Origin of the sequence: Zoogloea oryzae (genome assembly GCF_030161255.1) — a bacterium.
Taxonomy (GTDB): Bacteria; Pseudomonadota; Gammaproteobacteria; order Burkholderiales; family Rhodocyclaceae; genus Zoogloea; species Zoogloea oryzae.
The window spans coordinates 14,233-36,235 of sequence record NZ_BSPX01000025.1 but is presented as its reverse complement, the minus strand read 5'-3'; the positions used below and the strand labels follow the sequence as shown (position 1 = coordinate 36,235).

Sequence of the window (22,003 nt, the reverse complement as noted above, 5' to 3'; positions counted from 1 at the left end):
CGCTCAGTCCTCGGCCGGCGCCGGACTCTCCGGCAGGGTGACGCTGGCACAGGCGAGGGACTGGGCCAGCGCCCGGATCGACATGGGCCGGGCGAACAGATAACCCTGGATCAGGTTGCAGCCCTGCTGGCGCAGGGCCTCCAGCTGGGCGGCTGTCTCGACGCCCTCGGCCACCACCTCCAGCCCCAGGCTGTGGGCCAGCCCGATCACCGCCTTGACGATCGCCACGCCCTGGCCGTCGTCCAGCTCGCCCACGAAGGAGCGGTCGATCTTGAGGGTATTCACCGCCAGCCGGCGCAGGTAGGCCAGCGACGAATAACCGGTGCCGAAATCATCCACTGCCACCCGGATGCCCATCTCCCGCAGCTGGGCGAGGATCACCGTGGCGTAGTCGAGATCGCGCATCAGCACCGTCTCGGTCAGCTCGAACTCGATCCTTGAGGCCGGCACGCCGGCCCCGTCGAGCACCGCCCTGACGGTGGGGATGAGCTGCGCGTCCATGAAGTTCACGCCCGACAGGTTGATGCTGATCCGGAAATCCGGCGGCAGCGCCGAACCCAGCTCGGCGATATCGTTGCACACGCGCTCCATCACCGCGCGGGTGAGGGGCACGATCATCCCGGTCTCCTCGGCCAGGGAGATGAACTCCGGCGGTGGCACCGAACCCCGCGCCAGATGCGGCCAGCGCACCAGCGCCTCGGCCTTCACGATGGCCTTGCGCGCCACATCCACGATGGGCTGGTAGAGCACCTGCAGCTCCTCTTCGCCGATGGCCCGGCGCAGGTCGCCCTCCAGCGTGAAACGCAGGAAAGCGGCCACCTTCATCTCTTCCGAGAACAGCGCCACCGATTCGCGGGTGACCCGCTTGGCCCGGTTGAGCGCCGTCTCGGCAGCCTTCAGGATCGCCTCGGCCTCGGTGGCGTGGTCGGGCATCACCGCCACCCCCACCCGGGCCGACAGGGTGATGTCCTGCCCCGGCACGTGGATCGGCGCCTGCACCACCTGCAGCAGCTCGTGGGCAGTGGCCAGCACGTCTTCCACCGAACCCGCGTCGCTCACCAGAATGCCGAACTCGTCGGCCGCCAGCCGGGCCACCTTGAGCCGCGGCAGCCCGCCGCCGCCGGCCGGCTCGGCGGGCGTGCGGTCGCCCATGCGCTCGCGCAGGCGGTGGCCGATCACCTGCAGCACCTGGTCGCCCCGCTCGGGGCCCAGGCTGTCGTTGATCCGCGCAAAGCGGTCGATATCCACCACCATCACCGCGCAGCGGCTGTCGTTGCGCAGGCAGCGGGCAGCAGCGGAGAGCAGGCTCTCCCGGAAGAACTCGCGGTTGGGCAGGCCGGTGAGCGGATCGAAATAGGCCAGCTGGCGGATCCGCCGCTGGGCTTCGACCTGCTCGGTGATGTCCTGCACGCTGCCTTCCATCAGCAGCGCCTGGGGATCGTCGGAGTCGCTCGTGCGCTCGGCGGTCTCGAGGAGGGTGCGCACGCTGCCGTCGGGCCACACGACCCGATAGGTGAGCTGGTAGCCAACGCCCTTGCGGGCACCGGCCAGGGCGGCGCCGACCATCGGCCGGTCAGGGCCATAGACGTGGGCCACGAGCGAATCCATGCCCTCGCCAAAGGTGTCAACCTGCTGGCCGAACAGCCGGTAATACTGGGCCGAGCGCTGCACCTCGTCGGCGGGCACGAACCATTCCCAGCTCCCCAGGCGGGCGATGCGCTGGGCGCTGGAGAGGCTCTCCTTGTTGCGCACGAGCTCCTTCAGCAGCTGGGCCGAGCGCAGCACGTAGCGGATGCGGAAACGCAGCAGCGTCCAGTTGATCGGCTTGGAGATGAAGTCGGTGGCCCCCGCGTCGAAGGCCTGCTCCACCGATTCGCTGTCGTCCAGCCCGGTGAGCATGATGATCGGCACCAGCTCGCCGGCCGGGGTGGCGCGCACGCGGCGGCACACCTCGAAACCGGTGAGGCCCGGCATCATCACGTCGAGGAGGACCAGATCCGGGTGCAATGCCTCGAAGGCCGCCAGCGCCCGCACGCCGTCTTCGGCCTCGGAGGTGGCAAAGCCGCCTTCGCGGAGGGCTTCGGTGGCCATCATGCGGGTCAGGGGGTCGTCGTCCACGACCAGGATGTGGGGATTGGGTGTCGCCGTCATGGGTTGATCGGGCCTTCCACCCGGGTAATCTCGTCCAGGCTCGCAAGCCCTTCCTCCACCAGGCGCCGCTTGCAGGCGTCCCAGGCGTCGGTAAGCCGTGCGGCGTCGGTGGCGTCGGGCTGCACGCCAGCCTTCATCCGTTCATCCAGGGCCCGGGCGCGCACGCCCAGCTGCACCGCCCCCATCGCCAGGCAGGCGGATTTCATCTTGTGGGCGAGGCGCTGCACGGCGGCGGTGTCGCCGGCCGCAGCGCCATCGACGATACCACCCACGTTGCGGTCGGTTTCGCTGATGAACAGCGTCAGGATGCGCTTGAGCATCGGCGCGTCCCGCCGTCCGTTGACGCCGGGCAGGCCCATCAGCAGGTTCATGTCGAGCACCGGCTCGGCGTTCGGGCTGGCCACTGGGGCCGCGGGGGTCGCCGGAGCGGGCGGGGGATCGGGCGGCAGGGTTGCCCGCAGCCAGCGGCTCAGCACCACCCACAGCTGTTCGCCGGAAACCGGCTTCACCACGTAGTCGTCCATGCCCGCCGCGAGGCAGGCGTCGCGGTCTTCGCGCAGGGCGTTGGCGGTCAGGGCGATGATGGGCATCCGCGGCAGGCCGCGGGCCTTTTCGTCGACGCGGATCGCCTGGGTGGCCTGACGGCCGTCCATCTCGGGCATCTGGATGTCCATCAGCACCAGATCGAAGCGCTGCCGGCGGCAGGCCTCCACCGCGTCGCGCCCATCCACCGCCACCGACACCCGGCAGCCGAGGGATTGGAGCACCGCCACCGCCACCTCGCGGTTGACCGGGTGATCCTCGACCAGCAGCAGGTGCGCGGCCAGCTTGTGGCCGACCGGCGGCGCCGCATCGGCCGGCCTAGCGCCCGCCAGCCCCTGGCGGATCTCGTTGCTGGTGACGGGCCGGCTGAGGATGATCTCGGCGCCGATATCGCGCATCGCGGCGACTTCTTCGCGGCCGATGCCGACGATCGCCGCGAGGGCCGGGCGCCCGGCCCGGTAGCGCAGATCTGCGAGCAGCTGCCGCCCGCTGCCACCGTCGAAGCTGGCATCGACGATCAGCCAGTCGTAGCCGGTGCCGATGGCCAGCATCTCATCCACCGCCAGACGGTCGTAGGCCAGTTCGGAACGTGCGCCGGCAAAGGCGAGCTGCTCCAACAATGCGTCGCGCAGGTGGGAGTCGCCCACCGCCACCAGGGCCGCGCGGCCGACCAGCGGGCGCTCCTGCGCCTCGCCGGCCACGTCGCGGGTCAGTTCGAATTCCACCCAGAAGCACGAGCCGCAGCCCGGTTCGGTGACGTAGCCGATCTCGCCGGACATCAGCTCCACCAGCTGACGGGCGATGGCCAGCCCCAGCCCGGTGCCGCCAAAGCGCCGGGCCATGGAGTTGTCGGCCTGGGAGAAGGACTGGAACAGGCGCGCGCCGGCTTCCCGCGGCACGCCGATGCCGGTGTCGCGCACCTCGATGCGCAGGCGCAGGGCGCCCTCCCGCGCGCAGGGCACGGGCAGCACGGCGATGGAGATGCTGCCCTTCTCGGTGAACTTCTGGGCGTTGGAGACCAGGTTGTTGAGCACCTGGCGCACGCGCAGGGCGTCGCCCACGGCCCTGTCGGGCACGCACCGGTCCACGTGCAGGCCAAGCTGCAGGCCACGGGCGTAGGCCGAGGTGGCGAACAGGGTCGCCACCTGATCGAGGGTGTCCCGCAGGGAGAATGGCAGGGCTTCCAGTTCGAGCCGCCCTGCTTCGATCTTGGATACGTCGAGCACGTCGTTGATGATTTCCATGAGGGCGCGCGCAGAGTCGTCCAGCATATCAACAAAGCGCCCCTGACGCTCACCGAGCGAGGTCTGGCGAAGCAGGCCGATCATGCCCATCACGCCGTTCATCGGCGTGCGGATCTCGTGGCTCATGTTGGCGAGAAACTGGGTCTTGGCGCGGCTGGCGGCCTCGGCCTGTTCCATCATCGTCCGCAGCTCGGCGGTACGCGCGGCCACCTCGGAGGCGAGGCGTTCCCGGTGAAGGGTCAGCTCCCGGTCGCGGTTGGCGATCTCGGCCAGCATGCCGTTGAATCCGGTGATCAGTTCGCCCACCTCGTCGGCGTAGCCGGCCGGCGCGCGCAGGTCGTAGCGCTTGCCCGCGCTCACCGCCCGCACCACATCGGCGAGCTTCTGCAGCGGCTCGACGATCATCCCCTGCATGCGCCGGGAGAACAGGCTGGCGGCGATCAGCGCCATCACCAGCCCGAGCAGCGCCAGGCCCAGCCACAGCACCAGCCGCCCGACAATGGAGCGCAGGTCGAATTCGAGGATCAGTCGGCCGAGGGTCTCCCCGTCGCTCTCGAGGGGCTTGGTGACGACCAGGCTGAGGGTGTGCCAGTTGAGCGCGCCTGCGGCCGGGTTGTCGCGCAGGCTGGCCAGGTGCTCCGTATCGGCGTGCAGCCCCAGGGGGTAATCGGCAAACACGCTGCCATCCGGGCGCAGCACCACCGCGGCGGCCACCCGCTCGTGGTGACGCAGGGCGCCGAGCAGCGATACCGCCACCTTGGCGTCGTCGAAGCGCAGGGGCGAGATGGCGTTGTCGGCGACGATCTCGGAGAGCATCCGGCCGTCCTCGTCGGCCCGGCGCAGCTCGCTGTTCACTTCGGTCAGGAAGATTGTCAGCAGTGCCACGCCGAGGGCGATCAGCACGCTCAGCCGGGCAACGATGCCGAGCTTGCGTCCGATGGGCAGATCCTTGAGCTGCGCCATCAGGGAGCCCTCAGGCCGAACACGAAGCGGCCGTGACGGAGCAGCTGCGAACTGGCCCGCAGGCCCTCCCGCTGCACCGACGTCAGGTTGATGTCGAAGCGCACCCGGCGCTCGTCCACTACCAGCCCGATCCCGCCGCCAGCCTCGGCAAAGCCGTCGATGTCGCTGACGGTGAGCACGCTGCGCCCGGCCAGGCCGCGCAGCAGCAGGCCGACGCGCCGCTCTTCCGAATCGGTGATGAAGACGAGGTGGCAGTCCGAGGCCATCTCGACGCCATCGACGACGCGCGGCTTCACTTCATGCCCATTGACCTGCCGCCCCTCGAGGGCGGACAGCGCCTCGCCGAAGGGGTCGCGGCCGAGCACGCACAGCCGCAGCGGCGCGCCGGCCGGCAGGCGTTGGGCGGGCCATTCCACGTAGCGCGCAAAGTTGAGCAGGTAGGCAGCCTTGATCTGGTACTCGCCTGGCTGCATCGCCCACGCGGGGGCGACGCCGAGGCAGGCAGCCGCGACGCAGAGTATTTTGAGGGCCCGATGGGCCACGAGACGGCGGATCACCCCTGTCCCCTCAGAACCGCCAGACACCCTGGACATAGGCCTGCCGGCTCAGGTAGGCCGGCTGGGTCGGGAGGAAGTTCGACATGTATTCGAGGTGCTGTTTGTCGAACAGGTTGATGCCCATGACCGTCAGCTCGAACCCCGGCCCCGGACGCCAGCCGTAACGCACATCGAAGCTCGTGTGGGCCGGCACGTTGCCGTGGGTGATGGCGCCGGTGCGCCGGACCATCAGGTCAAGCTCGTGCCCCCGCGCAAGGCCGATCACCCCGTGCAGGGTGCCCCAGTATCGAGGAGAGGCCTCTTCAAGCTCGGCCCCCGCCGCATCGGTGACCGGGTCGCTGCTGCGGGCGCCTTTGAGGTTGACGGCCGTGTAGCTCGCCTGGAAACGGAAGCGGTCGTTCACCGGCAAGTCCAGCCCCAGTTCGACGCCCGTCGATCGGGCCTTGCCGACGTTGCCCCGGAAAATGTTCTGGACCGGAATGAAGTAAGGCGGGATCGGCAGCGGGATGCCCGGCAGGATCAGCCCGTTCGGATCGAGATAGCCGGCAATCAGGCGGCGGTAGTCATGGTGGAACAACACCGCCTCGAAGCTGCCGTTGCGCAGGGTGCGACGATAGCCCAGCTCCAGCGCATCGACCCGTTCGGCACGGGGGCTCCAGCCCTGCCCCGGCGTGGAGCGGACGAACACGATCGGCAACATCGGATTGCCGGTGGGCTTTGCGCCAAAGAGGATCGACGCACCGATCTCGCCTACCGAAGGCGTGCGGGTGGCCCGCGACCAGTTCGCCCAAACGCTGTCGGATTCGGTCGGCGTCCACATCAGACGGGCGGTGGGCTGGGGCTCGAAGTGGGACAGGGTCGAGTGCTCGAGGCGGGCGCCCAGGGTCGCCTTCCAGGTGCGCGGCTGAAGAGTGATCTCGTCCTGCACGAAGGCGCTCATCACCTGGAGGCTGCGCTCCGCCGGCGAGATGGTCAGGATGGGCGTGGCGGCGTCGATATCGGTCTTCACATAGCGACCGCCGGCGCCCCACATCAACTCGTGCCGCCCGACCGGCGCCAGGCGGTGCTGGAAATCCAGGTCGAAGGTGCTGATGCCGCCGCGGCCAGACTCGCCGACAGATGCGTTCAGGTTGTCAAAGTAGGTCTGGACGGATGCCTCACCACCGAGCAGACCCCAGCTGTAGCGGCCGAGCAGGCTCGACCCCTCAAACTCGAGACTCAGGGGATACAGCCCGGCGGACCCGTCAAGCCCCGTCGTCACGAGGCTTTCGGACGTGGTGCGACGGAAGCTGTTGCCCTGGACCATCCAGGTGTTTCCCGCAGAGCCGGCACTGTCCATCCGGAAACCGGCCGACCAGCCCCGGTTGTGATCCACCTCCGAGCGGCCATCGGCACTGCGCGATGGCAGCATCTCGCTGCCCTTGGCATACACCCGCACAGCCCCGAGCTCCCCGATGTCGAACCCCTGGCGGACCGCCAAGGCCGGATGGCCCTTATGGTCCACCCGCGCCGAAATCAGCGAGCCCCGGGTCGCGGTCGCCTTGCGCGTCACGATGTTGATCACCCCGGTGACGGCGTTCGCGCCCCAGAGGGACGCGCCGGGCCCGCGCACCACCTCGATACGCTCGATGTCTTCCATCAGCAGATCGAGGGATTCCCAGAACACACCGGAAAACAGCGGGTTATACACGCTGCGCCCGTCGATCTGGACCAGCAGCTTGTTCGAAAAGCGCCCCTCGGCCATGCGCACGCCCACCGCCCAGCTACCGGCACCGATCTGCGCCACCGACACCCCGGGCACCTCGCGCAGGGCCTCGGGCACGCTGCGGGCGCCGCTGCGGCGGATGTCCTCGGCGGTGAGCACCGTGACCGCCGCCGGCGTCTCCGAGAGCTTCTGCGTCTTGCGCGAGACGGTCGCCACATCAAGACGGGCGAGATCCTCCAGCGCCAGGTCGGCGAGGACGGCATCGTCGGCCCAGGCAAGCTGGACACTCAGGGCAAGGGGCAGGACAAGACGGACACGATTGCAGGGCATCAATGCAGATCTCGGAAAAGGGCGGATGGAGTCAAGGCGCGCAGCCATCAAGTTCGCATTTTTAACAAAATCACACAAGCATCGCCGCCAAACAGTTGGCATTCATATGATTTTGCCGATTTGCATGCCCATTCCCATGAACCAGATCACGCCCACCCCCAAAGCTGTCGCAACCCTGCGCAAAGGCCGCCATCGGCTACAATCCCGGGATTACTCAGACCAACGGCGGACCACCGCCCGCGCCAAGCAAGGTACGACCCAGATGACCGCTCCAACCACGCCGGCAGCCGACGCCGCACCCAGCAACTTCATCCGCAACATCATTGACGAAGACCGCCGCCTCGGCAAATGGGGTGGCCGCGTCGAGACCCGCTTCCCGCCGGAGCCCAACGGCTATCTGCACTACGGCCACGCCAAGAGCATCTGCCTGAACTTCGGCCTCGCCCAGATCTACGGCGGCGCCTGTCACCTGCGCTTCGACGACACCAACCCGACGAAGGAAGACCAGGAATACGTGGACGCCATCATCGAGGCCGTCCAGTGGCTGGGCTTCGACTGGGGCGAGCACCTGTACTTCGCGTCCGATTACTTCGACAAGATGTACGCCATGGCCGAGCACCTCATCACCGTCGGCAAGGCCTACGTGGATTCGCTCTCAGCCGAGGAGATGCGCGCCTACCGCGGCACCCTGTCCGCCCCCGGCAAGGACAGCCCCTACCGCAACCGCAGCGTCACCGAGAACCTGGAGCTCTTCCAGCGCATGAAGGCCGGCGAGTTCCCCGACGGCACCCACATCCTGCGTGCCAAGATCGACATGGCCTCGCCCAACATCAACCTGCGCGACCCGGCCATCTACCGCATCCGCCACGCCACCCACCACCGCAGCGGCGACCGCTGGTGCGTGTACCCGATGTACACCTTCGCGCACCCCATCGAAGACGCGCTCGAAGACATCACCCACTCCATCTGCACCCTCGAGTTCGAAGACCAGCGCCCGTTCTACGACTGGCTCCTCGACAACCTGGCCGAAGGCGGCTTCTTCCCCCGCCCGGTGCCGCGCCAGATCGAGTTCGCGCGCCTCAACCTCACCTACGTGGTGCTCTCCAAGCGCAAGCTGATCCAGCTGGTCGATGAAAACCACGTCGCCGGCTGGGACGACCCGCGCCTGCCCACCCTGGTCGGCGCCCGCCGCCGCGGCTTCACCGCCGAAGGCTTCCGCCTGTTCGCCGAGCGCATCGGTGTCTCCAAGGCCGATTCCTGGATCGACATGAGCGTGCTCGAAGACTGCATGCGCGAGCACCTCAACGAATCCGCCGAGCGCCGCGTCGCCGTGCTCGACCCGCTCAAGCTTGTCATCACCAACTACCCGGCCGGCCAGAGCGAACGCTGCCACGCGCCCAACCACCCGCTCCACACCGAACTCGGCAAGCGCGAGATGCCCTTCGGCCGCGAACTGTGGATCGAGCGGGAGGACTTCATGGAAACCCCGGTCAAGGGCTACCACCGCCTCTACCCGGGCAACATGGCCCGCCTGCGCTACGGCTACGTGGTCAAGTGCACCGGCTGCGAGAAGGACGCCGACGGCAACATCACCGCCGTGCTGTGCGAATACCTGCCCGACTCCAAGTCCGGTACGCCCGGTGCCGACAACTACAAGGTCAAGGGCAACCTGCACTGGGTTTCCGTCGAGCACGCCTATGCCGCCGAGGTCCGCCTCTACGACCGGCTGTTCGCCCACGCCTACCCGGGCAACCGCCGTGAGGGCGACCCGGAAGATCTGGAGCGGGATTTCATCAGCGACATCAACCCGGACAGCCTGCGGGTCATCACCGCCCAGCTCGAACCCGCCCTGCGCGCCGCAAAGCCGGAAGCCCGCTTCCAGTTCGAGCGCCACGGCTACTTCGTGGCAGATCGGGTCGATTCCGTCGAGGGCGCGCCGGTCTTCAACCGCACCGTCACCCTGCGTGACGCTTGGAAGAAATAGACATGCCGTTCAGGTGGTGCCTGCCACGCAGGTGGCGGCACCACGGCCCCGTCTTTCCATCCCCGCCCCGGCATGGATCAAGCGATAATCGCAAGAATATGCAGGGGGGCGCCGGCTGTCATACGGATGTCCCCACGCCGGCTCCGCTTAAGCTTCTGTCGTTAGTGCCGATTACACCCAGACGCCCCTCATAGGCTCATCGCTTTGTAACCCGGCAACGCAAACTCCAGTCGCAAATGCCCCTCGCCTTGCACGATACCCGTCTCAGATGCTGAGCAACCTCTCGATCCGCGTTCGCCTCCTGCTGGCCAGCACCGTGGTCCAGGTCGTGATGCTCACGCTGCTGCTCACCAACAGCGGGCGTCTCATGAACGAGGCGACGACGGCGAGCCTCAACACGCTGATCGCCCAGAACGCTGCCATCCTCAATGTCGTCACCGCCACCTTCGTACCCCAGGGGCGCTACAACGATCTGCAGGACGCCCTCGGCGAACTCCTCAACGAGACCAACGAAGGCCTGATCTACGTCCGCATCGTCGACGCCACCGGCAAGACCCGCGTCCGCGCCGGCCTGCCCGACATGCAGACTCTGCCCCCCCCCGACGATGCCAGCGCGCTGGGCGTCGACGCGGGCGTCGCCCACAACCTCATCCACGTCCGCCGCCCCGTGCTGCTCGAACGCAACCAGGTCGGCTTCGTGCAGTTCGGGGTGTCCGTCGCGGCGCTCACCCTCGCCAAGCGCCAGATCCTCAGCCAGGGCATCGCCATCGCCAGCGCCGAGGTGCTCCTCACCCTGCTGCTGCTCGGTGCCGTCGGCTATCTGATGACCCGCAACCTGGGTCGTCTGCTCCGCGGCAGCCAGGCCATTGCCGCCGGCCAGCTCTCCCACCGCCTGCCCGAAAAAGGCAAGGACGAACTCTCCCAGCTGTGCCAGCACTTCAACCGAATGGCCAGCGCCCTGCAGTCACGCATCCTCGAGCTCGAAGCCACCGCCCGCCAGCTCGCCAACAGCGAAGAGCGCTACGCCCTCGCCACCCGCGCAGCCAACGACGGCCTGTGGGACTGGGACATCGTGGGCGACAAGACCTACTTCGCCCCGCGCTTTGCCGAAATCCTCGGCATCCCGCCCAGCGCCGTGCTCGACGACAGCCACGCCCTCTACGCCCGCCTGCACCCGGAAGACCGCGAAGCCTTCCGCCTGCGCATGATCGCCCACCTCAAGCGCGAATCAACCCAGCTCACCATCGAGCACCGCATCCTTCACGCCGACGGCAGCTACCGCTGGATCCTCACCTGCGGCATGGCCGTCCACGATCCCCACACCGGTCGCGCCGTGCGGATGGCCGGCTCGATCAGCGACATCCACCTGCGCAAGCGCGTCGAAGACCAGCTCCTCTACGACGCCCTCCACGACGGCCTCACCGGCCTCGCCAACCGCGCCCTGTTCGCCGAACACCTGCAGAACACCCTGCGCCACGCCGACCGGGTCACCGGCAGCCTGTTTGCGGTGCTGCACATCAACATCGAACGCTTCCACGTCGTCAACGACAGCCTCGGCTACTCCGCCGGCGACGACCTCCTGCGCCTCGTGGCCGCCCGCATCCGCGCCCTCGCCCGCCCGGGCGACGTGGTCGGCCGGGTCGGTGGCGATCAATTCGCGGTGCTCCTCAACGACATCGCCGACGCCAGCGAAGCCATCCGTTTCTCCGAAAACCTGCAGACCCACCTCGCCGAGAGCGCCGAGCTCAACGGCCACATCCTCTATCCGAAGACGCGCATCGGCGTGGCGCTGGGCAGCGGCGGCTTCCAGAATGCCGAAGACCTCATGCGCGACGCCGACAACGCCATGCAGCGCTCCCGCCGCAGCGCCGACAACACCATCACCGTGTTCCAGTCGGCCATGCACCAGCAGGTCATGCGCGATCTTCAGCTCGAATCCCAGCTCCGCGCCGCCCTGCGCGACCACCAGCTGGTCGCCCACTTCCAGCCCATCGTCGATCTCAAGACCCGCCAGGCCACCGGCTTCGAAGCCCTGGTCCGCTGGCCCCAGGCCAGCGCCCGGCGGATCGGCCCCGACGTCTTCATCCCGGTCGCCGAATCCCTCGATCTCGTCCACGAGCTCGGCATGCAGATGCTCGACCAGAGCTGCGCGCGGCTCAAATCCTGGCGCGAGCGGGGCCTCGCCGACGAAAACCTCTCCATCAGCGTCAACCTCTCGGCCCGCCAGCTCATGCAGGTGGACCTCGCCGATCAGGTCGTCGCCTGCATCGAACGCCACGGCCTGCCGCCCAGCACCCTCAAACTCGAGATCACCGAAAGCACCCTCGTCACCCGCAAGGAACTCGCCATCAGCCAGCTCGGCAAGCTGCGCGCCAAGGGCCTCAAGATCCTCATCGACGACTTCGGCACCGGCTACTCGTCCCTCAGCTACCTGCACTCGATCCCCTGCGACACCATCAAGCTCGACGGCTCCTTCATCCGCGAGATCGAGCGCGACACCCGCCTGCGCGCCATCGTCGGTGCCACCATCCACCTCGCCCACGAACTGGGCATGCAGGTGGTGGCCGAGTGCATCGAGACCCAGGCCCAGGCCAACATCCTCAGCGAACTCGCCTGCGACTACGGCCAGGGCTACCTCTTCGCCCCCGCCGAACCCGAAGACCAGGCCGCCCGCTGGCTCACCACGCAACACATCCCCACCGGAGTCTAGGATGGACAGCTTCCAGAACGCTCCAGCCCTGCAACCCCGACGCCGCCGGAACCTCCGGCCGCTGCTGGCGGCCATCCTTCTCAGCCTGACCGGCGGCGCATCCGCTGCCGACGAACCGCCGCGCTTCGCCCTGTCCGGATTCGGCACCTTCGGGCTCACCCGCAGCGACAAGGACAACTACCGCTTCCACAGCAGCAGCACCCAGCCCAGCACCATGCCGGGCCAGAACTTCGACCCGTCCACCGACAGCGTCCTCGGCGTGCAGGGCACGGCCCGCCTGTCCGACAAGTTCGACCTCACGGTCCAGGCCGTCTCGCGGCAGGCCGCCGGCTACGACTACACGCCCCACATCACCTGGGCCTACCTGCACTACCGCCCCACGCCAGCCCTCTCCCTGCGGGCTGGCCGCACCACCACCCCGTTCTTCATGTTCTCCGACTCCCTGAACGTGAATTACGCCACCCCGTGGCTCCGCCCGCCGGCCGAGGTCTACAGCCTCAACCCCTTCTCCGATCTCGACGGCGTCGATGCGATCTACCGCGCACCGCTGGGCCAGATGGACCTGGAGATCCAGGGCCTCGTCGGTCAGAGCGCCGTACTCACCCGCTCCGCCTCTGGTCGCCTGCGCAACGCCCGCGCCCTGCGCGTCGGCCTGGCCGGCACCGGCTTCAGCGCCCAGGCCGGCTACACCCGCACCGATCTGCACCTCAACTGGACCGACGGCTTCCACCAGGCCCTGCGCCGCCAGCTCATCGCCGCCGGCGAAGCCGATGCCGCCGACGAGCTCTCCGGCACCCACGCCAGTGCCGAATTCTTCTCCGCCGGCTTCCAGTGGGAAAAGAACAACTGGATCACCATCGCCGAGTTCGCCAAGCGCAAGGTCGACCGCTACATCTCCACCGCCCACGGCTGGTATCTCACCGTCGGCCACCGCATCGACGCCTTCACGCCCTACGTCACCTACGCCAACCAGAACCAGGACACCCCCGCCTTCTGCACGCCCGTGCCGGCCATCCACGCCCCGCTGGTCGGCATCTACAACAACTCCCGCAACACCGCCCAGCACACCCTCGCCTTCGGCACCCGCTGGGACGTGGCCCGCAGCATCGCCCTCAAGGGCCAGATCGAACGCATCACCCCGGCGCCGCAAAGCCGCGGCCTGTTCCCCTCGGACACCCTGGCGGACTACCTCCGGCCCACCACGCCGGTCCATGTCCTGAGCCTGTCGGTGGACTTCGTCTTCTGAAGGCCGCCCGACCATGTCACCCATGCGCCTGATCCGACTCCTCGCCCTTGCCGCCGCGCTGCTGCCCGTAGCCGCCCAGGCCGAGATCGTCATCGTCACCAGCCAGCGCAGCGGTGCGATCGAGCTCAGCCGCGAACAGGCCGAAAAGCTCTACCTCGGTCGGGCCACCACCCTCATCGACGGCACCCCGGTCAAGCTGGTCGATCTGCCCAACGGCGCGACCCGCGACGACTTCTACCTCAAGCTCACCAACAAGAACCCCGCCCAGATCGTCGCCTACCGATCCCGGCTGGTCTTCAACGGCCGGGCCACCCCGCCCATCGAAGCCGACAACGTCGGCGAAGCCCGCCAGTGGCTCACCGAAACGCCCAACCTCATCGGCTACCTCGAACGCACCGACATCACCAGCGGAATGCGCGTCCTCCTGCGCCTGCCCTGAACCCTCACGCAACCCGCCACGCCGGACGCGTCAGCATTTCACGGACGGGTCTGTGAACTTGCGTCAGCAAACCCCCGATGCGGAGGAATCTTGCAAACGCAATCCGGCCAGCCGCCTAAAATCCCCGGAACCCACTTCTCGCCAGCAACACATGACCACCAGCAACACCAACCCGCAGCACCCTTATAGCCGTCCGCGCCCGCTTTCCGCGGTGCAGACCGTCCTCTGGCTGATCGCCGGCATCGCCGGCATGTTCGCCCTCGTCTCGACGATCTTCGCCATCAAGCTCGGCCTCGAAGGCAATCTGCCGTTCTCCGATGCGCAGCAACCCGCCACCCAGGTGCCGGCCTCTGCCGCCCCCACGCCGCCGGTCACCACCAGCAGCGCGCCGGCGATCCGCAGCGCCCAGGCCACCACGCCGGGCGCCACCTTCGTCTCCGGCGCCGAAAACATCCTGCCGGCCGAAGTCTCCCACCTGGCCAGGAACAGCAGCGCCCTCGACACCCCGCCTGCCAGCAACGACACCCTGCGCACGCCGCCGATCACCGCCGCGCCCACGCCCGTGGCCAGCGCTCCCGCCGCGCCCCCGGCACCCGCGACCACCGCACCGCCTGCCGCCAACCCGACCGTCCCGGCCGCAGCGCCCAAGCCCGCGACCCCCGCCGCGCCCGCCGCCAGCGACACCATCCAGACCACCCTCCAGGCCTGGGCAAGCGCCTGGTCCGCCAAGAATGTCGACGCCTACCTCGCCCACTACGCCACCAGCTTCAAGCCGGCCGGCGACCTCGACCGCAGCGCCTGGGCCGAGCAGCGGCGCCAGCGCATCGCACGCCCCGGCGACATCGCCGTGAAGCTCGACGCCATCGACATCCGCGTCGATGGCGACAAGGCCAGCGCCCGCTTCATCCAGCATTACCGCTCCGGCAATCTCAAGCTCACCGAGCCCAAGACCATCGAGCTGGCCCGCAGCGGCAGCGCCTGGCAGATCGTTCAGGAACGCATAGGCCACTGACGCAAAACGCAAAACCGTTTGACTCAAGGACCGGAAACCGATAAACTTCCGCGTTTCCTGAAAACCATCACTCGGAGTACATCCATGTACGCGGTCATAAAAACCGGCGGTAAGCAGTACCGTGTCACCGTCGGCGAAAAACTCAAAGTAGAACAGATACCGGCTGACGTGGACTCGCAGATCACCATCGACCAGGTCTTCATGGTCGGCGAAGGCGAGTCGGTCAAGATCGGCACCCCCGTGGTTGCCGGCGCCACCGTCACGGCCACCGTGGTTTCCCACGGCCGTCACGACAAGGTCAAGATCTTCAAGATGCGTCGTCGCAAGCACTACCAGAAGCATCAGGGTCACCGTCAGAACTACACCGAGCTTCGCATCGAAGCCATCACTGCCTAAGGAGTAACCCACATGGCACACAAAAAGGCTGGCGGCAGTTCCCGTAACGGTCGCGACTCAGAAAGCAAACGCCTTGGCGTCAAGCGCTACGGCGGTCAATTCGTCCTCGCCGGCAACATCATCGTTCGCCAGCGTGGCACCGAATACCACCCAGGCGAAAACGTCGGCATCGGCAAGGATCACACCCTGTTCGCGCTGACCGAAGGCACCGTGCAGTTCACCGTCAAGGGCGCCAACAAGCGTCGCACCGTGAGCATCGTCGCCGCCGCTGAATAAGCGCCGACAGCAGGTTGCCAAAGCCCTATCCAACGATAGGGCTTTTTTTCTTTCGGGGGCCCGAATCCCCCAACACCGGAAGCACCCATGAAATTTTTCGACGAAGCCCGAATTGAAGTCATCGCCGGGGACGGCGGGAACGGCGCCGCCACTTTCCGCCGCGAAAAATACATCCCCATGGGCGGCCCGGATGGTGGCGACGGCGGCAAGGGCGGCGACGTCTATGCCGTCGGCGACCGCAACCTCAACACCCTGATCGATTTCCGCTACAAGCGCACCTTCCTCGCAGAACGCGGCGAGAACGGCCGTGGCGCCGACTGCTACGGCAAGGGTGGCAACGACATCGAACTGCGCATGCCCGTCGGCACCATCGTTTCGCTCCAGGAAACCGGCGAGATCATCGCCGACCTGGACCACGACGGCAAACGCGTCCTGATCGCCAAGGGCGGTCGCGGCGGCCTGGGCAACCTGCACTTCAAGACCAGCACCAACCGCGCCCCGCGCAAGAAGACCATGGGCCAGGAAGGCGAGCGCAAGAGCCTCAACCTCGAGCTCAAGGTGCTGGCCGACGTCGGCCTGCTGGGCATGCCCAACGCCGGCAAATCCACCTTCATCCGCGCGGTCTCGTCCGCCAAGCCGAAGGTCGCCGACTACCCCTTCACCACCCTCGCCCCCAATCTGGGCGTGGTGCGCACCTCCGAAAACCGCAGCTTCGTGATCGCCGACATCCCCGGCCTGATCGAAGGCGCGGCCGACGGTGCGGGCCTCGGCCACCAGTTCCTGCGCCACCTGCAGCGCACCCACATCCTGCTGCACATCGTCGATCTCGCCCCCTTTGACCCCGAGGCCGATCCGGTCCACGACGCCCATGCGATCGTCGAAGAGCTGCGCAAGTACGACGAAAGCCTCTACCAGAAGCGCCGCTGGCTGGTCCTCAACAAGCTCGACCTGATCCCCGACGAGGACGAACGCAAGGAACGCATCGCCGCCTTCCTCGACGCCTACGGCCCCATCGAGCGCCATTTCGAAGTCTCGGCCATCAGCCGCCAGGGCTGTCAGGAAGTCGTCTTCGCGATCCAGGATCTCCTCGACGAAGAGAAGGCTGCGGCCCAGGCCGCCGCCGACGCCGCCGCCCTCGAAGCAGCCGCAACCCCTGACTTCGAAGCAGCAGACGACGACATCCCCACCGATGACGCCGACGACGAAGATTACGAAGACGAAGACGACGATGAGAACCGCAATCCGTAACGCCCGCCGGCTGGTCGCCAAGGTCGGCAGCGCCCTCGTCACCAACAACGGCGAAGGCCTCGCCGTCGACGCCCTCGCCGACTGGGCGCGGCAGATCGCCGGCCTGCGCGCCGAAGGCCGCGAAGTGGTGCTGGTCTCCTCCGGCGCCATCGCCGCCGGCATGCAGCGCCTCGGCTGGACCAGCCGCCCGCAGGAGATGCACCAGCTCCAGGCAGCCGCCGCTGTCGGCCAGATGGGCCTCGCCCAAGCCTACGAAAGCGTCTTCGCCGCCAACGGCCTGCACACCGCCCAGATCCTGCTGACCCATGCCGACCTGGCCGACCGCACCCGCTACCTCAACGCCCGCTCGACCCTCGTCACCCTGCTCGAGCTGGGCGTCATCCCGATCATCAACGAGAACGACACCGTCGTCACCGACGAGATCAAGTTCGGCGACAACGACACCCTCGGCGCCCTCGTCGCCAACCTGATCGACGCCGACGCGCTGGTCATCCTCACCGACCAGCAGGGGCTGTACACCGCCGATCCCCGCAAGGATCCGTCCGCGACGCTGATCAGCGAGGAGCGCGCCGAGAACACCGCCCTGGAAGCCATGGCCGGCGGTGCCGGCTCCGGCATCAGCAAGGGCGGCATGATCACCAAGGTGCGTGCAGCCCAACGCGCAGCGCGCAGTGGCGCCCACACCTGCATCGCCAGCGGTCGCGAGCCGGACGCACTCCTGCGCGTCGCCCGGGGCGAGCAGCTCGGCACCCTGCTCTACGCCACCAGCACCCCGCTCGCCGCCCGCAAGCAGTGGCTCGCCGACCACCTTCAACTGGCCGGCAGCCTGACGCTCGACGACGGCGCGATCGAAGCCCTGAAGTCCGGCAAGAGCCTCCTGCCCATCGGCGTGATCGCCGCGGATGGCGACTTCACCCGAGGGGCGGTCGTCGCATGCCGCACCCGCGACGGCAGGGAGATCGCCCGCGGCCTGGTGAACTACGCAGCCAACGACACCCGCCGAATCGTCCGCCACGGCTCGGGCGAGATCGAGTCATTGCTGGGATTCATCGAAGAGCCCGAACTCATCCACCGGGACAATCTGATCCTGATCGGGTGAGATCGACTCAAGCCCCAAATGAAAAGGCCACCTCCGGGTGGCCTTTTCATTTGGGGTGACGCACTCGTCACGACAGGCAGGCAACTGTCGGCATCACGTCACATCCAGCAGCCCTCGTGAACGAAAAAACGGGCACCCGAAGGTGCCCGTTGATTTCTGACTCAGACGAAGTCTGAATTAGAAGGAGTGACGCAGGCCCAGCTGAACACCCTGAATGGTCGCACCGCCGGTGGCGCCGCCATTGTAGGTGGAATTCACGCCAACAGCGTTGATGCCGAAGTCGTAAGAGGCCTTGTCGTCGTTGTTCAGGTGAGCGTAAACAGCCTTCAGCATGGTGCGCTTGGACAGGCTGTGCTCGTAGCCAACTTCGAACAGCTTGGCACCGGAGTCCTTGGAGGAGGAGCCGTTGACCTTCAGGTCACGAGCGAAGTAAGCCTGAGCCAGCAGCTTGCCAGCCGGGGTCACGTTGAAGGTGCCGCCCAGACCAAAGACGTTCTGGGTAACGGTGTTGCCACCGAAGTGGTCAGCACGAGCGCGATCAAACACGGCGCGGACGGAAGCCATACCGAAGTCATACACACCACCAACGCGGAAGTCGCTGACGTCGGTGTTGGCTTCGTTACCCAGGGAAACGGCATTGTAGGTGACAGCAGCCATGGCCGGGCCATTGGCGTACTTCAGACCAACGTCGTAGCCCTTGGTGTTGGACGGGTTGTAGGCAGTGCCGAAACCGTTGTTGTTGAAGGTCTTGTTTTCGTTGGCGACGTAAGCAGCGGTCACGTTCAGGCCAGCGAAGGTCGGGGAGACGTACGCAATGGCGTTCTTCCAACGGGTGTCGAAGATCGACGTGCAGGTGGTGTTGCGGTCACAATTGGCATTGCCAGCCGCGGTGTAGCTGCCGCTGGTGGTGTTGGTGGTGCCCAGCAGGTTGTTGCCCAGCTTGCCGAGCAGCGCGGCGTTGGAGCCGATGCTGGTGGCGCCGGCGTTGACGTCAACAGCGCCGCCCAGAGCACGGGTCGGGCCAGTCAGGTTACCGAGAACCACGGTACCGAAGCCGCCGGCCAGGCCAACGAAGCTGTCACGGGAGGCGCTGAAGCCGCCACCGTTTTCAAAGCTGATACCGCTTTCGTACTGGAACACGGCGGTCAGGCCGTTGCCCAGGGACTCAGCACCCTTGAAACCGATCAGGGACGAGTTGGTGGAAACGCGGGTGGTGTTGCCCAGTTCGCTGACGGCGTTGGAGGTACGAACAACGTCGAAGGAAGCGTCGGCCACGCCGTAGACGGTAACGTTGGCTTGAGCGAAGGCGCCGGTGGAAGCCAGGCCAGCAACGGCCAGAGCGATCAGTTTCTTTTGCATATGATTCTCCTCTTGATTGAAGACTGGCACGCGCCGCTTTCGCGGGGCCGACCAATTTCACCTCTCTAACGAGAAGTTGGACTGCATTGTCTGTGCGAAGGGAAGCCCAGGGCAAGGACAGCGTTGTTTTTTGGATGCGCCCGCCGGGTGGACTGTTGCAAGTTCGCAACAAGACAAGGCGACACCGGCGCGGGGGTACTCAAGCGACAACGGACGGCCGGAATAATGGGCGTCGAAGCGCCTGCCCAGGTTGGCAACCGGGCCTTCCATTCACCTGAAAAGCCACGAAGGACGCCACCCTGACGGCCACTGAAGCCACCTCCGTGGCCCATGGAAAACTGGACGCCACCCGCTATCCCCGCTCAGCCTGCATCACCACGCCAATCCACAACGGTTGATCTGCGTCCCCAAAAAGCAACGCCCTGCGTGAGCAGGGCGTTGTTGCCGAGTGCGCAGAAGAGATGCCGGGGCGTTCTCTTCCAGCCGACCCGCGGCAGCCTTACTTCTGGCTGAGCACCCAGGCCACGAGGGTCTTGGCGTCAGCCGCGCTGACTTGCGGGTTGGGGGGCATCGGAACCTGGCCCCAGGCACCAACGCCACCCTTCTGGACCTTCTCGATCAGCTTGGCTTCAGCGGACTTGTCACCCTTGTACTTGGCGGCCACGTCCTTGTAAGCCGGGCCGACGAGCTTCTTGTCGACGGCGTGGCAGGCGAGACAGTTCTTGGCCTTGGCCAGATCGGCGCCGGCGTCGGCGAAGGCTGCGGTGGAACCCATCAGGCCAGCGATGGCGGCAACAGCAACGAGTTTTTTCATTGTGATCCTCTCAAGTGGTGATGCAGGGAAATATTAGCGGAGTCTAAACCCAGCCCGGGCGTTTGCCAATGCGACCCGAAATCGCACCGTCCGTTGAAAACGGTAGCATGCCGACAACGCGCGGCAGCCCGGGCGCGTTGACGTCCGCAGGCTAGAACGCAATGGCCACCGCAAACTGCAGCCGCACCCGGTGGTCGCTCTGACCGTAGGCCAGGTCGACGGCGATCGGGCCGGCGGGGCTCTTCCAGCGTGGCCCGAAGCCATAGCCGACATTCATCTTGAAGAGCTTGCGCTCGTCGTTGGCGTTGCCGGCATCGACAAAGGTGGCAATGCCCCAGTCGCCCCAGCCCCAATGGACGTATTCGGCGCTGGTCACGGCAAGGTAGCGGCCGCCGACGGTGGCGTTGCCGTCCTGCACGCCTAGACTCTGGTAGGCATAGCCCCGCACGGTCTGAGCGCCGCCGGTGCGGAAGAGGAAATCCTGGGGAACCCCCTCGCGGGATTGCGCCGCGGTGATGCCGCCTTCCGCGCGCACGATCACCACATCGCGCCCGAAGGCCGGGATGAAGCGCTGGTAGCGCCCGTAGAAGCGGGCAAAGTTGCGGTCGGACATCAGCGCCTGGGACGCGCCGCCGACCTGCACATTGAACACATGACCCCGACGGGGATCGAGGACGCTATCGACGTTGCGATGGGTCCACGACCAGTTTGCGGTCAGCGCGCCCCTGCTGGTGCGCAGGCTGCCTTCGGGGATCAGCACTTCGTGCTGGTAGTTGAGGGAAAAGCGATTCTCGATCTTGCCCCGCGGAATGGTGCGAACGACACCAATCGACTGCCGGCGGGTCTGCAGACCGGCGATGTTGGTGTGCTCGGCCAGCGCGCCAACGCTGTCCAGGTAGCCATCCAGGGTCGGCGGCAGGAACACGTCCATGTAACCCAGCTGCCGGCGCTGCTCGATCCGCAGGCCACTCACGAGGTTGTAAGGCTCGCCAAGGAAATGGGCATCCCGGTAGCTGGTCTCGACCCGGTAGCCGGTATTGCTGCTCACACCCACACCAAACCCGAGCCGCCGCGGCTTGGCCTCGATGACCTGCACGCGGACAGGCGCCGCGCCAGGGGTTTCGCTGTGGCGATCGATGTCGGCGACCACCGAGGCGAAGTAGCTGGTGTTCTGGAGCGCGGTCTGGAAAAGCAGCAGGCGTTCCTGGCTGTAGGGCTCGCCAGCCTTGGGTGGGCGATAACGCTCGATGAGGGACTGGTCGTAATCCACCAGCCCGGTCACCTCCAGCGGACCGAAACGGAAGGCCGGCCCGGAATCCACCTGCACGGTCAGCACGGCTTCGGCGGAGACCGGATCGATCACCGCCTCGCTGTCGGTGATCGTTGCCGCGGCGTAGTCGCGGGTACTGATGGCGTCGAGCAGCCGCTGCTTTGCGGTGCTCCAGTCGGCCTGACGGAATGGCTGCCCCACCGGCAGATCCCAGCGGGCCTTGATGGCGGCGAGCCTTGCGACCCGGTCACCCTCGTCGCGGGCCAGATCCCCGGTGACGCCGATCTCGACGCGGGCGATCCGGGTTCGCTGCCCCGGCTTGACGACGATCCGGTATCCGCCGTCCGACCCAGCTTCACCTTCGATGCCGGGCGAGAAATAGCCCTCGGTGGCGAGGATGTCGCCGATTTCCTTGCGGGCCCGGCGCAGCAGCGCCACCCGCCCGCCTTCGTCGAGTGCGCCATCGGCGCTGCGGTCGAGGAAATCCAGATGCCTGACGAGCAGGGTTTTCAGCTCGTCGGGCGCCACCAGCGTCACCCTGCCTTCTGCCGCGTGCGCACCGACCGGCGCAAGGGCGATCAGTACGCAAAGCAGACGAAGGACAAGGACATGAAACGGCACGGGGCGGATTCTAGCAGGCACCCGCCCCCGCCCGGC

At 67.0% G+C, this 22,003-nt stretch carries 16 protein-coding genes; 9 read left to right on the top strand and 7 right to left on the bottom strand.

Annotated elements, in window-relative coordinates; genetic code table 11:
* Nucleotides 1-3 precede the first annotated feature (3 nt).
* Genes QQK25_RS10000 through QQK25_RS09985 form a run of 4 tightly spaced genes read right to left on the bottom strand, consistent with a single transcriptional unit; the run spans nucleotide 4 to nucleotide 7,493 of the window.
* Complete coding sequence (locus QQK25_RS10000; RefSeq protein ID WP_284187789.1) at nucleotides 4-2,151, bottom strand: putative bifunctional diguanylate cyclase/phosphodiesterase; 2,148 nt, start codon at nucleotides 2,149-2,151, stop codon at nucleotides 4-6.
* Entirely contained in the window at nucleotides 2,148-4,901 is a 2,754-nt protein-coding gene (locus tag QQK25_RS09995) for a response regulator (protein ID WP_284187788.1), read from the bottom strand. The genes QQK25_RS10000 and QQK25_RS09995 overlap by 4 nt, the downstream gene beginning before the upstream one ends.
* Nucleotides 4,901-5,458, bottom strand: coding sequence for a TOL_0243 family YfiR-like periplasmic protein (locus tag QQK25_RS09990; protein WP_284187787.1), 558 nt, complete (start codon nucleotides 5,456-5,458; stop codon nucleotides 4,901-4,903). Before QQK25_RS09990 ends, QQK25_RS09995 begins: the two co-directional genes overlap by 1 nt.
* 10 nt (nucleotides 5,459-5,468) lie before the next feature.
* Nucleotides 5,469-7,493 carry a TonB-dependent receptor plug domain-containing protein gene (locus tag QQK25_RS09985; RefSeq protein WP_284187786.1) on the bottom strand — a complete coding sequence of 675 codons (2,025 nt, stop codon included), beginning with the start codon at nucleotides 7,491-7,493 and terminating at the stop codon, nucleotides 5,469-5,471.
* A gap of 262 nt (nucleotides 7,494-7,755) precedes the next feature.
* Between QQK25_RS09985 and QQK25_RS09980 the strand changes: the two genes are divergently transcribed.
* The 9 genes from QQK25_RS09980 to proB all read left to right on the top strand — a co-directional run bounded on the left by QQK25_RS09980 (nucleotide 7,756) and on the right by proB (nucleotide 17,903).
* Nucleotides 7,756-9,477: a glutamine--tRNA ligase/YqeY domain fusion protein gene (locus tag QQK25_RS09980; protein ID WP_284187785.1), complete on the top strand. Its 1,722-nt coding sequence runs from the start codon at nucleotides 7,756-7,758 to the stop codon at nucleotides 9,475-9,477.
* A 268-nt stretch (nucleotides 9,478-9,745) separates the two neighbouring features.
* A complete protein-coding gene (locus tag QQK25_RS09975) occupies nucleotides 9,746-12,187 on the top strand; it encodes an EAL domain-containing protein (RefSeq protein ID WP_284187784.1) in 2,442 nt (813 codons plus the stop codon).
* A 1-nt stretch (nucleotide 12,188) separates the two neighbouring features.
* Entirely contained in the window at nucleotides 12,189-13,433 is a 1,245-nt protein-coding gene (locus tag QQK25_RS09970; protein WP_284187783.1) for a porin, read from the top strand.
* A gap of 22 nt (nucleotides 13,434-13,455) precedes the next feature.
* Entirely contained in the window at nucleotides 13,456-13,872 is a 417-nt protein-coding gene (locus QQK25_RS09965; protein ID WP_284187782.1) for a hypothetical protein, read from the top strand.
* Between the two features lie 151 nt (nucleotides 13,873-14,023).
* Entirely contained in the window at nucleotides 14,024-14,884 is an 861-nt protein-coding gene (locus tag QQK25_RS09960; protein WP_284187781.1) for a YybH family protein, read from the top strand.
* Between the two features lie 84 nt (nucleotides 14,885-14,968).
* Nucleotides 14,969-15,280 (top strand): 50S ribosomal protein L21, encoded by a 312-nt coding sequence (gene rplU / locus QQK25_RS09955; protein WP_153161218.1) that lies wholly within the window; start codon nucleotides 14,969-14,971, stop codon nucleotides 15,278-15,280.
* Nucleotides 15,281-15,292: 12 nt separating this feature from the next.
* Nucleotides 15,293-15,556, top strand: coding sequence for a 50S ribosomal protein L27 (gene rpmA, locus QQK25_RS09950; protein WP_153161217.1), 264 nt, complete (start codon nucleotides 15,293-15,295; stop codon nucleotides 15,554-15,556).
* Nucleotides 15,557-15,643: 87 nt separating this feature from the next.
* The gene (obgE, locus tag QQK25_RS09945; RefSeq protein ID WP_153161216.1) at nucleotides 15,644-16,804 is read left to right on the top strand and encodes a GTPase ObgE; all 1,161 of its coding nucleotides are present in this window, start codon (nucleotides 15,644-15,646) and stop codon (nucleotides 16,802-16,804) included.
* Entirely contained in the window at nucleotides 16,785-17,903 is a 1,119-nt protein-coding gene (gene proB, locus QQK25_RS09940; protein ID WP_284187780.1) for a glutamate 5-kinase, read from the top strand. Before obgE ends, proB begins: the two co-directional genes overlap by 20 nt.
* Nucleotides 17,904-18,080: 177 nt before the next feature.
* Here the strand turns inward: proB and QQK25_RS09935 are convergent, their stop codons facing one another.
* The 3 genes from QQK25_RS09935 to QQK25_RS09925 form a co-directional block, all read right to left on the bottom strand.
* Nucleotides 18,081-19,262 carry a porin gene (locus tag QQK25_RS09935; RefSeq protein ID WP_284187779.1) on the bottom strand — a complete coding sequence of 394 codons (1,182 nt, stop codon included), beginning with the start codon at nucleotides 19,260-19,262 and terminating at the stop codon, nucleotides 18,081-18,083.
* A 499-nt stretch (nucleotides 19,263-19,761) separates the two neighbouring features.
* Nucleotides 19,762-20,076 carry a c-type cytochrome gene (locus QQK25_RS09930; RefSeq protein WP_153161213.1) on the bottom strand — a complete coding sequence of 105 codons (315 nt, stop codon included), beginning with the start codon at nucleotides 20,074-20,076 and terminating at the stop codon, nucleotides 19,762-19,764.
* Between the two features lie 151 nt (nucleotides 20,077-20,227).
* On the bottom strand, nucleotides 20,228-21,967 hold the full coding sequence (locus QQK25_RS09925; protein WP_284187778.1) for an autotransporter assembly complex protein TamA: 1,740 nt from the start codon (nucleotides 21,965-21,967) through the stop codon (nucleotides 20,228-20,230).
* Nucleotides 21,968-22,003: the final 36 nt, after the last annotated feature.

What these genes read in the sequence shown, in the direction of transcription:
- QQK25_RS10000 (WP_284187789.1), bottom strand. Translation starts at nt 2,151, where the DNA reads ATGACGGCGACACCCAATCCCCACATCCTGGTCGTGGACGACGACCCC.
- QQK25_RS09995 (WP_284187788.1), bottom strand. Translation starts at nt 4,901, where the DNA reads ATGGCGCAGCTCAAGGATCTGCCCATCGGACGCAAGCTCGGCATCGTT.
- QQK25_RS09985 (WP_284187786.1), bottom strand. Translation starts at nt 7,493, where the DNA reads ATGCCCTGCAATCGTGTCCGTCTTGTCCTGCCCCTTGCCCTGAGTGTC.
- QQK25_RS09980 (WP_284187785.1), top strand. Translation starts at nt 7,756, where the DNA reads ATGACCGCTCCAACCACGCCGGCAGCCGACGCCGCACCCAGCAACTTC.
- QQK25_RS09975 (WP_284187784.1), top strand. Translation starts at nt 9,746, where the DNA reads ATGCTGAGCAACCTCTCGATCCGCGTTCGCCTCCTGCTGGCCAGCACC.
- QQK25_RS09970 (WP_284187783.1), top strand. Translation starts at nt 12,189, where the DNA reads ATGGACAGCTTCCAGAACGCTCCAGCCCTGCAACCCCGACGCCGCCGG.
- QQK25_RS09965 (WP_284187782.1), top strand. Translation starts at nt 13,456, where the DNA reads ATGCGCCTGATCCGACTCCTCGCCCTTGCCGCCGCGCTGCTGCCCGTA.
- QQK25_RS09960 (WP_284187781.1), top strand. Translation starts at nt 14,024, where the DNA reads ATGACCACCAGCAACACCAACCCGCAGCACCCTTATAGCCGTCCGCGC.
- rplU (WP_153161218.1), top strand. Translation starts at nt 14,969, where the DNA reads ATGTACGCGGTCATAAAAACCGGCGGTAAGCAGTACCGTGTCACCGTC.
- rpmA (WP_153161217.1), top strand. Translation starts at nt 15,293, where the DNA reads ATGGCACACAAAAAGGCTGGCGGCAGTTCCCGTAACGGTCGCGACTCA.
- obgE (WP_153161216.1), top strand. Translation starts at nt 15,644, where the DNA reads ATGAAATTTTTCGACGAAGCCCGAATTGAAGTCATCGCCGGGGACGGC.
- proB (WP_284187780.1), top strand. Translation starts at nt 16,785, where the DNA reads ATGAGAACCGCAATCCGTAACGCCCGCCGGCTGGTCGCCAAGGTCGGC.
- QQK25_RS09935 (WP_284187779.1), bottom strand. Translation starts at nt 19,262, where the DNA reads ATGCAAAAGAAACTGATCGCTCTGGCCGTTGCTGGCCTGGCTTCCACC.
- QQK25_RS09930 (WP_153161213.1), bottom strand. Translation starts at nt 20,076, where the DNA reads ATGAAAAAACTCGTTGCTGTTGCCGCCATCGCTGGCCTGATGGGTTCC.